The sequence below is a fragment of the Microbacterium sp. A93 genome, from assembly GCF_051842835.1.
Map to the genome: position 1 here is coordinate 230,829 of NZ_JBPXMT010000010.1, position 9,663 is coordinate 240,491.

11 protein-coding genes are annotated in these 9,663 nt (G+C 70.7%); 2 read left to right on the top strand and 9 right to left on the bottom strand.

The window, feature by feature from the left end:
- Positions 1–11 precede the first annotated feature (11 nt).
- From ACSU1G_RS23940 to ACSU1G_RS23975, 8 genes are read right to left on the bottom strand one after another with little or no spacing between them, the layout of a single operon-like run.
- The gene (locus tag ACSU1G_RS23940) at positions 12–266 is read right to left on the bottom strand and encodes a hypothetical protein (RefSeq protein WP_439282522.1); all 255 of its coding nucleotides are present in this window, start codon (positions 264–266) and stop codon (positions 12–14) included.
- Between the two features lie 9 nt (positions 267–275).
- The gene (locus ACSU1G_RS23945; RefSeq protein WP_439282523.1) at positions 276–740 is read right to left on the bottom strand and encodes a pilus assembly protein TadG-related protein; all 465 of its coding nucleotides are present in this window, start codon (positions 738–740) and stop codon (positions 276–278) included.
- Complete coding sequence (locus ACSU1G_RS23950; protein WP_439282524.1) at positions 737–1,186, bottom strand: hypothetical protein; 450 nt, start codon at positions 1,184–1,186, stop codon at positions 737–739. The genes ACSU1G_RS23945 and ACSU1G_RS23950 overlap by 4 nt, the downstream gene beginning before the upstream one ends.
- The gene (locus ACSU1G_RS23955) at positions 1,170–1,550 is read right to left on the bottom strand and encodes a TadE family protein (protein WP_439282525.1); all 381 of its coding nucleotides are present in this window, start codon (positions 1,548–1,550) and stop codon (positions 1,170–1,172) included. Before ACSU1G_RS23955 ends, ACSU1G_RS23950 begins: the two co-directional genes overlap by 17 nt.
- 2 nt (positions 1,551–1,552) lie before the next feature.
- Positions 1,553–1,762 carry a hypothetical protein gene (locus ACSU1G_RS23960; protein WP_439282526.1) on the bottom strand — a complete coding sequence of 70 codons (210 nt, stop codon included), beginning with the start codon at positions 1,760–1,762 and terminating at the stop codon, positions 1,553–1,555.
- A gap of 49 nt (positions 1,763–1,811) precedes the next feature.
- Positions 1,812–2,747 (bottom strand): type II secretion system F family protein, encoded by a 936-nt coding sequence (locus tag ACSU1G_RS23965; protein ID WP_439282527.1) that lies wholly within the window; start codon positions 2,745–2,747, stop codon positions 1,812–1,814.
- The gene (locus ACSU1G_RS23970; RefSeq protein ID WP_439282528.1) at positions 2,747–3,598 is read right to left on the bottom strand and encodes a type II secretion system F family protein; all 852 of its coding nucleotides are present in this window, start codon (positions 3,596–3,598) and stop codon (positions 2,747–2,749) included. The genes ACSU1G_RS23965 and ACSU1G_RS23970 overlap by 1 nt, the downstream gene beginning before the upstream one ends.
- Positions 3,598–4,821 (bottom strand): CpaF family protein, encoded by a 1,224-nt coding sequence (locus ACSU1G_RS23975; protein WP_439282529.1) that lies wholly within the window; start codon positions 4,819–4,821, stop codon positions 3,598–3,600. Before ACSU1G_RS23975 ends, ACSU1G_RS23970 begins: the two co-directional genes overlap by 1 nt.
- Before the next feature lie 230 nt (positions 4,822–5,051).
- On the opposite strand from ACSU1G_RS23975, the gene ACSU1G_RS23980 reads away from it, so the two are divergent.
- A complete protein-coding gene (locus ACSU1G_RS23980; RefSeq protein WP_439282530.1) occupies positions 5,052–8,231 on the top strand; it encodes an FtsK/SpoIIIE domain-containing protein in 3,180 nt (1,059 codons plus the stop codon).
- Entirely contained in the window at positions 8,228–8,851 is a 624-nt protein-coding gene (locus ACSU1G_RS23985; RefSeq protein ID WP_439282531.1) for a dienelactone hydrolase family protein, read from the top strand. The genes ACSU1G_RS23980 and ACSU1G_RS23985 overlap by 4 nt, the downstream gene beginning before the upstream one ends.
- A 19-nt stretch (positions 8,852–8,870) precedes the next feature.
- Here the strand turns inward: ACSU1G_RS23985 and ACSU1G_RS23990 are convergent, their stop codons facing one another.
- A complete protein-coding gene (locus tag ACSU1G_RS23990; RefSeq protein WP_439282532.1) occupies positions 8,871–9,662 on the bottom strand; it encodes an MFS transporter in 792 nt (263 codons plus the stop codon).
- Position 9,663 lies beyond the last annotated feature (1 nt).

The following is a 9,663-nucleotide window of genomic DNA, read 5'->3' on the forward strand; positions in this document are numbered from 1 at the left end:
TGGGGACCACACTACCGCGCGGCGGACTCGCCGGACTGCACGTAGGCCAGCAGCTCCGGGTCCGCGGAGGAGAACACGTCCATCTCCTCCCCGCCGTCACAGGTCAGCAGGGACAGGGTGACCTCGTCTCCGTCCGTGTCCCCTCCCGCGTTTCCCGCGCCTCCGGAGCGGGTCTTGCGGCGGGCCGCCACCCGCCAGGTGCCCCCGGATTCCTCCCAGCGGAGCAGGCGCTGCAGGTCAGGGGGTGGGGTGTGTTCGGTGGTCATGGTGATCTCCTATCGGGTGAGGGCGGTGCGGGAGGAACTCGCGGCGACGACCGTGACGCCCTCGGGCACGATCCAGTTCACGACCGGAGGGCGGGCGGTGGCGGTCAGCACCACATCCACCGTCTGGCCGCCGTCCCCCACCGAGACCGACTCCACGGTCAGCCCCTCGAAGCGGCCGTGGGCTCCAGCGGCCGAGAGGTATCCGGCGACGGCCCCAGCGGCGGCCGCGTCGTCGAGCACCGGCGCATGGCCCGTCTCCGCACCGTCCTCCACGGCCACCGTGAAGCTGTCCGCGGCGGCCATGGTGGCCCCGTCCGCTGCCGAAAGGAGCTTGCGGGCCTCGAGGTTGACCGTGGTCACGGCAAGGATCACGGTGGCCAACAACAGGCAGACGACGCTCAGTCCGACCACCAGGACCGTGGTCTGGCCCTCGTCCCTCGGATCCCTCGCCCGCAATCCAGACTCGCGTCTCATCCGAACCTCGGCACGGGCTGCTGGGACGAGCTGGTGACCGTGGCCGCTGCGGCATCCCATCCCAGGCCCTGCGGAAGCAAGGGGACGGGGACCCGGATCGCGACCTCTACGGACACGGAAGATCCCGGCTCCAGGCAGGGGCTGGCCGAACACGTCACCGCAGACTGCGCCACGGACGGGTCCAGCCCGTAGTCCCCGAGCGTCAGGGCGAGCACCGCGTCGACGCGGCTGGCGGCGATCGAGGGGTCCGGGGCGGTCACCATCGCTTGGGCCGCCTGATCGGCCGCCGCCACGGAGGCGTATGCGGCGGATTGGATCTGGCTGGTCAACATCAGGAAATAGATCACGGGAATCAGGAGCAGGGTGGCCAACAGCACGAACTCCACGGTGGCCGATCCCTCGTCTCCCCGCGGGTCTGGAGCCGCCGTGTCAGTAGCGGTATGCATGGCCGTCCGCCTCCAATCCCACGGGGCCCGAGAGGAAACCGATCATGGGCATCTGGGTGCGCACGGTGACCCGGACGAGGTCGGTTCCCTCCCCGCCGACGACCTCTGCTGAGACCTCGGCGCCCTCACCGCCGGGAATCGACCCGGCGAGCAGGTCTCGGGTCCTGGCCGCGCCGTCGTCGGGCGTCCGGTCCCCCAGAGCCCCGTACCGGGCACCGGCGCTGGCCGCATCGATCAGCGTGTTCCGGACGTGGATGATGATGCCGAACTGCAGGATCGCGGCGAAGATCAGCGCCAGCAGCGCCATCACCATGACGGATTCGGCCACCGCCGATCCGCGTTCGCCGGGGTCGCTGCGGCTCATGCTCAGTTCTGGGTGACCTGACTGATGGCCTGGTTGAACAGGTCAGTCAGGGCTGGTCCGGCGATCGCCAGCAACCCGGCGACGAGCACGGCCGACATGAGCGTGATCATGACCCAGCCGGGCACATCACCGCGATCCTCGTCACGGGATGCGGCCAACAGGGCGGTGAGGCTCGCCAGGAGCCGGTGCTGCGGAGTGTTCTGGTGTTTCATGGTCCCCTCCAGGACTAGTGATCTTTTGAGTGGTGGTTGGATGCAGGGCTCAGAAGCCGAGGTTCATGATGGAGATCCCGGGGTACACGGCAAAGATGACCGTCAACGGGAGGATGCCGAAGACCAGAGGGGTCATCATGCCGATCTCCTTGCGTCCGGCGGATTCCAGCAGTTCGCGCTTCGAGAGCTCCCGGACGTCCTTCGCCTGGGCTCGGAGCACGTCGGCCAGGGGCGTCCCACGTTCCAGGGCGACGAGGATGCCCTCGATGAACCGTTCCACCGGGGCGAGCTGGATCCGCCGGGAGCAGGATTTCAGGGCGGCGTGGATGGACGATCCGGACCGCATATCCGAGAGGACCGTGGCAAACTCTCCCGCCAGCTCGCCACGAGCCGTGGTGGCCACACGTTCCAGTGCGCCGGCGGCGCTGTCTCCCGCGCTGACGGACAGGGCAACGAGCTCGGCAACGGAGGGGAACTCGCTCAGGATCTTGGTCCGGCGCCGGTTGACCTGACTGGTCAGCACGTTGTCCCGGAGGAAGAATGCCGCCACGGCCAGGGACACCACCAGCACCACACCGAGGAAGGGGTTCAGCGTCCCGTTGACGGCGAGCGCCACACACCCGGCCACCCCCACGGCGGCTGCCGTGGCGGCAGCGATCAGTTGTTGTGCGCGGTAGTCCTGAACTGAGAGTCGGGATCCGGCCGCCTCCAGCTTGCGTTCGAGGCCCTGGTTTCCGAGGTTGAACCGCCCCAGTTGACGGACTCCTTCGGTGAGCACCGGCTGGACGATGCGCCCCAGGGCTCCCCAGGGGGACACCACCGCGTGGTCGGCCAATAGCGTCGAGACCGGGGCATGGTGGCGCAGCTGTGGCTCCACCCGCCGGGCCAGGGAGGGCCGCCATCCCCACGGCAACGCGATCAAGACCAGGGCGAGTCCTGCACCCAGAGCCAGCCCCAACACGAGGGCAATGGTGAACGTCGTCATCACAGCACCCTCTGCTCGGGCGGCAGCGTCCCGATCTTCAGCATCAGCTGGTAGCAGACGAAGGAGACCACGAGCCCGGCGGCCAGCACGAGCAGCCCGGAAAAGGTCTGGTACACCCGAACGGCTTCCGGCTGGGTTCCCAGCAAGAGAAGCACCACCCAGGGTGCGGCCACGGCCAGTCGAGCGGCGTTGACCGTCCAGGACTGACGTGATTCCAACTCGCTGCGTGTCCGGGCGTCCTCCCGCAGGAATTCGGACAGGGTCGACAGCAGTGTGCCGATGTCCGCGCCACCGACCTCTCGGGTGAGCCGCAGGGAGGCGATGAGACGATCGGCCACCGGGTCGGCCATCCGGAACTTGAGGTGGTCCAGGGAGTCGGTGAACCGCAGTCCGGCACGGTAGTCCCGGGCGAACTCACGGAATGCGGCCCGCAGTTCCACGGGCCCCTTCTCCCCCAGCTGGATCAGGGCCTCGGGCAGGGTCAGTCCCGCCCGGATGGCGGATCGCAGGTGGTCTACGGCATCGGGCCAGACATCCCGCAACAGGGTGCGCCGCTTCTTGGCCTGCCATGTCACGGCGACCCAGGGCAGCAAGGCACCGAAGATCCCGAAGCACAGGGCGATCGGCAGGGCGCGGGTCAGGATGAACACGATCAGGAGGGCCACCAGGCCGCACCCGATCATCGCCGCCACCAGCCCGGCGGGCCCGACCCGTTCGATATCGGCCTGGGCCAGGGCCTGCCGCAACCTGCTGTCCCGGCGCGGAGTCCGCGGCGTCGTGTGGCGCGGCCAGAACGACCACCAGACCAGGAACAGGCCGGCGCCGAGCATCAGACCGAGGAACAGCGCCATCAGCCGACACCCACCACGGAGCGGACGTCGTGGCCGCGCGACTCGAGCTTGCGGTTCTCCAGCATGGCGGAGGGGTTGAGGACCAACTGGCCGTCGACCCGGTGGAACACGGTCGAGGACTCGATGATGCCCTCCTCCACCCGGGTACCCACGGAGAGGATCTCCTCCACCGTCCGCCGACCGTTACGGTCTCGGGCGCAATGCACCACGAGATCGAAGCAGGAGGCGACGGTGGGGACCACGAAGTTCCGGGAGATGTTCTCCCCGGCCATCAGTGGCAGGGTGCAGATCTTGGTCAACGCGTCTGCCGCACTGTTGGCATGGAGGGTACACATGCCGGGCAAGCCACTGTTCAGGGCGACCAGCATGTCCAGGCTCTCGGCCTCCCGAACCTCACCGACGATGAGCCGGTCCGGACGCATGCGCAGGGCCTCCTTGACCAGCCGCCGCAGCGGGATCTCCCCGTGGCCTTCCAGGTTCGGCTGCCGGCACTGCATCTGCACCACGTCACGCAGCGGCATCTTGAGCTCGAAGATCTCCTCGACGGTCACCACACGCTCCCGACTGCCGATCGAGGCAGCCAGACAGTTCAGCAGGGTGGTCTTGCCGGCCTGGGTGGCGCCGGAGATCAGGATGTTCAGTCCCGCGTCCACGCTCGCGTCCAGGAAACGGGCCGCCTCGGGACTCAGGGAGCCGGACCGGACGAGGTCCTCAAGCCGGTGGGCACGCGCCACGAACTTGCGGATGTTGACCGACCAGTGCCGCCTAGTGATGTCGGGGATGACCACATGGAGCCGCGAGCCGTCCGGCAGAGACGCGTCCACAAACGGAGAGGACAGATCCAGGCGCCGGCCGGAGGTCTTGAGCATCCGTTCGACCAGGTCCCGGACGTTCTCCTCGGTCAGGGTGATGTTCGTCAGCTCGGAGACCCCTCCCCGCGCACAGAACACGGCCGTCGGCGAGTTGATCCAGATCTCCTCGACCGTCTCGTCATCCAGCAGGGGTTGGAGTACACCGAAACCCGCCACGGAGTCGAACACCGTCTTGGCGGCCTCGGCACGGTCGGGAAGCAGTGGCAGTGAGCCGATCAACGAGCGCGCGTCGTAGTCCTCCGTGGCATCCTGCACCAGACGGCGGACCCCGTCCGGGTCACGCTGCGGATCCACGCCTCGCCGACGGATCAGCTCGCGGACCTCGTCCTCCAGAATGCGGACTGCTTCCATGGTTTCCCCTCCAGGACAGGCCCGATGGCTTGGCCCCTCGGCTCCGAGCGTACCCAGTTCTACACCGCCACCCCACTGGTCCAGGACAAATCTGTGGACAACCATCCGCCCGGGTGTGTTGTCCACAGCCGGGTCAGACCGGCGCGCGCCGTGAAGAGATCTGGGGCACGCTGGACGCCATTGGTACCGGGAGACCGGTACTGAACGGCAAAGCGGGAGGTCAACTCGGCGTGTGGTTGCGAGTCCTGGGTCTGCCGACGGCCACGGGTCAGTGGTGGCAGGTGATCAATCCCGTCGTCGGCCCTGCGGGTGACCCCTGGGTGATGATCGACGGATTATTACGCCACCGCTTCCCCGGATATCGTTTTTCCCGCTCGACGCAGTCCGGGGGGCCGGCGTCCCAGGCGGAGATCCACACCGTGGTGGCGCGCCCGGGCGACGGGCGGGGCGAGGGGCAACCGCCAGGTCCCCGGGACGAGGGCCCGGAGGTCCTGGTGGTCACCGAGGACGGGCCCGACGCCGGCCGGCTGGCTCCCCTGCCCCGGTCCGGTCTGACGGTGGGCCGCAATGGGGCCGAGTGGCGCCTGGCCGACCCGTTCCTGTCCGCCCCGCACTTCCGGTTGGATATGGAACCGGACGGTGTCCGCATCACAGAGCTCGGCTCCCGGGCGGAGCAGCCAGGCCGCGAGGCCTCCTGGTGGCACGGCGACCGTCACTATGGTGCGGGAAGTTCCGAGTTCCGGCTGACCCGCGGGCGGCCGGACGCGCTGGCCCCGGCCCGGCCCCTGCCTGCGCTACTCGTCGACCCCGGGGCAGAACCGGTTCGCCCCAACCCACTCCTGCAGGCGATCATGGCCACCGGCCCGCTGGTCATCGGCGTTGTCATGGCCGTGGTCACCGGATTGTGGTATTTCCTGTTGTTCAGCCTGGTCTCTGTGGCCGTGGTGGCGGTCATGTGGTCCCAGCACCGAGCCGCGGCCCGGCGTCACCGCGAACGCATCCAGGCCGGTGCCCGGCAGATCCGCGATCAACTCCACGACGCCGTCCCGACTCCGGGCCGGCTGTCCCTGGCCGCACGGTCTGTTGCCGTGGACCGCTTCGGTGTGCATGGCGGAGCGCCGCCCGGCACCGAGGGACCGATCGTCCGCTGGGGCATGGGCACGGCCCGCCTGCCCATGGCCTCGGAGAAGGACAACGATGCCTGGGGCCGCTGGGCGACCGTGGAGCTGCCGGCCACCTCGGTCCTGCGCCGGGGAGGCGCGACGCTGGTCACCGGTCAGCCCACCACCCTGAACGCCCTGGCCTCCTGGTTGCAGGTGCAGCTGTGCCGCGACGCCGTGGCCACGGGGCGCGGCGTCCTCGTCCGCACCCCGGACGGGGAGCGCCGATGGGGCGGCGGCCCCGGGGCCTCCCCCGGTACCGTCCTCTGCTGGCCGGGAACCACCGTCCAGGGCCTCCCGGAGGGCTGGCACCGGGTGCTCCTGCGCGAGACCAGTCCATCCGAGGATCGGGAGGACGCCCATGGCGACACGGCGGCAGCGCAGGACCGGCTGGACCCCGATCGAGGCCTCGCGAGGCTCGCGGACCTGGAGTTCACGGGATTCAGGTATCACGGCATGACCGCCCCGACCGTGGACTGGCTGTTGGACGAGATGGGTGCCACGGAGCGCCCCCGATTGGATGCCGGGGCGGCCGGGTTGGCGCTGCCGGATCCGCTGATGGCGGGCACGGCCGTTGATGCCCTGACGGTCGAGTTGGCTTCAGGAGAGGACGCCGTGGGCATCGACCTGGTGGCCCACGGCCCCCACCTCCTCGTGGCCGGCACCACGGGGTCGGGCAAGTCGGAACTCCTGTTGACACTGTTGACGGGGATGGCGGCCGCCCACCCGGCCACGGAGGTCTCCTTCGTCCTGATGGACTTCAAAGGTGGTTCCTCCTTCGCCGCCTTGGCCAGGCTGCCCCACACCATGTCGGTGGAGACCAACCTCGCCGAAGCCGAGTCACTGCGCACCCTCGACGCGCTGAGCGCCGAGCTGAGACGCCGGGAGGAGCTGTTCCTCGCTGCAGGCGCCACCGATTTCCGCTCCTACCGGCGCTCACACCCGGGCGCGGACCTTCCCCGGCTCGTGGTGGCGGTGGACGAGCTCCGTGTCCTCATGGACGAGCACCCGCAGGCCGCCGCACTGCTGGCCCGTCTGGCCGCCACCGGCCGATCCCTCGGATTCCATCTGGTGTTGGCCACCCAGCGGGCCCAGGGCGCCGTGGGCCCGGACATCCGGTCCAACCTCGGCACCGTGATCTGCCTCCGGACCGCCACCGAACAGGAATCCTGGGACCTGCTGGGGACTGCGGAGGCTTTCACCATCCCGGCCGGCTCCCCCGGTCAGGCGTACCTCAAGCACGGCGGCCAGCCGGCCCGGCCGTTCCGCGCCGGCCAGTTCTCGGTGGCCACCGGCCCTCCGGCCCTGGCCCCGTGGACACCGGGCCACACGGACACCACCCCCGCCCCGTGGCCGGACCTGGTGGCCCTGATCCGGAACGAGGCCGAGAACCGCCACCTGCCGGTCCCGCCGGTGGCCGTCACCCCTGCCCTGCCGGATTCCTGGACCACGACGCCCGCCGAGCGGTCCGCGGTGTCGGGCGCCGTCGTCGTGGGCCTAGCCGACCTGCCCCGGAAGCGAGCGCAGGTCCCCGTGCGCTGGCGGCCCGGGCTGGATGCCCCGGCCGCGTGGATTGGCACGGCCGCCGGCGGGGTGGACGAGGCCGCCCGCAGCGTCTTGATCCAACTGGCCGATCAGGAGGCGGCCGACACCGCCGATGCCTCGGCCGTGACCACCGTGGTCCTGGACGGCGCCGCCGTGTTCCATACCCCCGGAGGGACCGCACCGGCAGGTCCGCCACGGCCCCCGGCCCACTGGTCCGTCCTCACCGCCGACCAGGCCACCGCGGAGGCCTTGGCCGAGGTCTTCGACCGGCTCCGGTCCGAGCTGGCCCGGCCGTCCGGCGTCCGGCTCGTGGTGACCCACTGGGGACGCTGGGCCACCCAGCGGATCGGGACGGGATACGAGACGTTCGAGGAACACCTGACCCACCTGATGCGGGACCACGGGCCCGGGGTCCTGTCCGTCGCCCTGTTCGGCGGGCGGGAGCTGGCCGGTGGTCGGGCCCTGGGCCAGGTCCCGTTGCGGTTCTACCTGCCGGCCGGGACCACCCCGGAGCACCGGATGGTCTGGCCCACCCTGCAACGGGTCAAGGAGGTCCCCGGCCGGGCCGTGATGGTCTCCCCAGAGCATCCCGCGCCAGGGGTGGCCGTGCAGTTGGCGGCGCTGCCGAGCACACTGCCGACAGCATTCGGCCCGCCGGCCAGCAAATCCGCGGGCGAGCCCGGCACCGGATCATCCTGCCCATGAGCGAGATCCTGCTGTTCCACCACGCCCTGGGGTGGACCGACGGCGTCCGCTGGCTCGCCGGCCGGCCCACCGCGGCGGGCCACGACGTCCACACCCCGGACCTCGTCGAGAGGCGCACGTTCGCCACGATCGAGGAGGGGGTGACGCACGCCGAGCAGGAGGTGGGCGTGGACGGCATCGTGCGCCGGGCGGAGGGGGCAGCGGATTCCCACCCCGGCGCCACCGCGTTCATCGGGATCTCCCTCGAGGCCATGCCGGCCTACCGGCTGGCCCAGACCCGTCCCGCCGCGCGGGCCTGCGTGGCGCTCTCGGCCGCCCTGCCGGTCGATCATTTCGCGCCGCGCTGGCCGGAGGCCGTCTTACTGGACCTGCACCTGAAGAGCGCCGACGCCTGGGGCGAGGAGGACCTGCCCGTGGCGTGGACGCTGGCCGGCGAGGTCGCCGAGCTCTACGAGTACCCCGGGGACCAGCACCTCCGCATGCCGCAGCAGCACCACGGCACCGGTGTTGGACCGCGCCACCGCCGTGTCCGGACGCAGGGCGTCCGAGACGGAGCGGGGATCATGGCTGGGCACCGGGAAATCCGGCAGGTCCAAGACGGGGACGTACGAGTGTGCTGATTCCACCACCCTGCCGACCCTAGCGAGCCCGCCGGCGGCGCACCACGCTCCGGGCCGCCACGGCCACGCCCACCAGCCCCAGGGCGATCAGCCCGGCGAACAGGTACCCGGCCTCCGGCGAGATGCCGTCGATGAAGGCACCGGCCACGGGCGCCCCCATCGCCGCGCCGGCGGTCATGGCCGAACCGTAGTAGCCCATGGCCTCCCCCCGCCGGTCCTCGGTCACCACGTGGGACATCAGGGCGGAGGCGGCGGAGAGGGTGGGAGCGGTGAACAGACCCGAGATGATGGACACCACCGCGAGCGCCCACACCCCGTCCACGACGGCCATCGGCAAGGTCCCGAGCGCGAACAGGGCCAGCAGCAGCAGCGGCGAGACCCGTCGGCCCAGCGCCCCGTAGAGGATCCCGCCCACCGCTGAGGCCCCGCACCAGAAGGCGATCACGACGCCGGCCTGCGCGGCTGCCCCGTCCTGCTCCAGTTCCGCGACGATCGCCACCTCGGTCCCGGACATCAGCATCCCGGAGCCCAGGGAGACGGCCAGCACCGCCAGGGCGGTGCCGGACAGCCAGCCGAAGTTCGCCCGCAGCCGGGCCAGCAGACCGGACCGATCCGGAGCGGGCAGCGCGCCGGGATGTGCGGGAAGTGCGGGAGGTGAGGGAGGTGAGGCAGCAGTGCACGAGTCCCGGCCGTCGTCGGGCCCTGCCGTGGTGTGTTGGTCAGCGGGGCGGGTGACCGGCAGGGCGCCGGTGGTCAGCTCGCTGGCCGTGAGATCCAGGTGGGCCGGGGCCCCGTGGACGGCGCCGTCCACG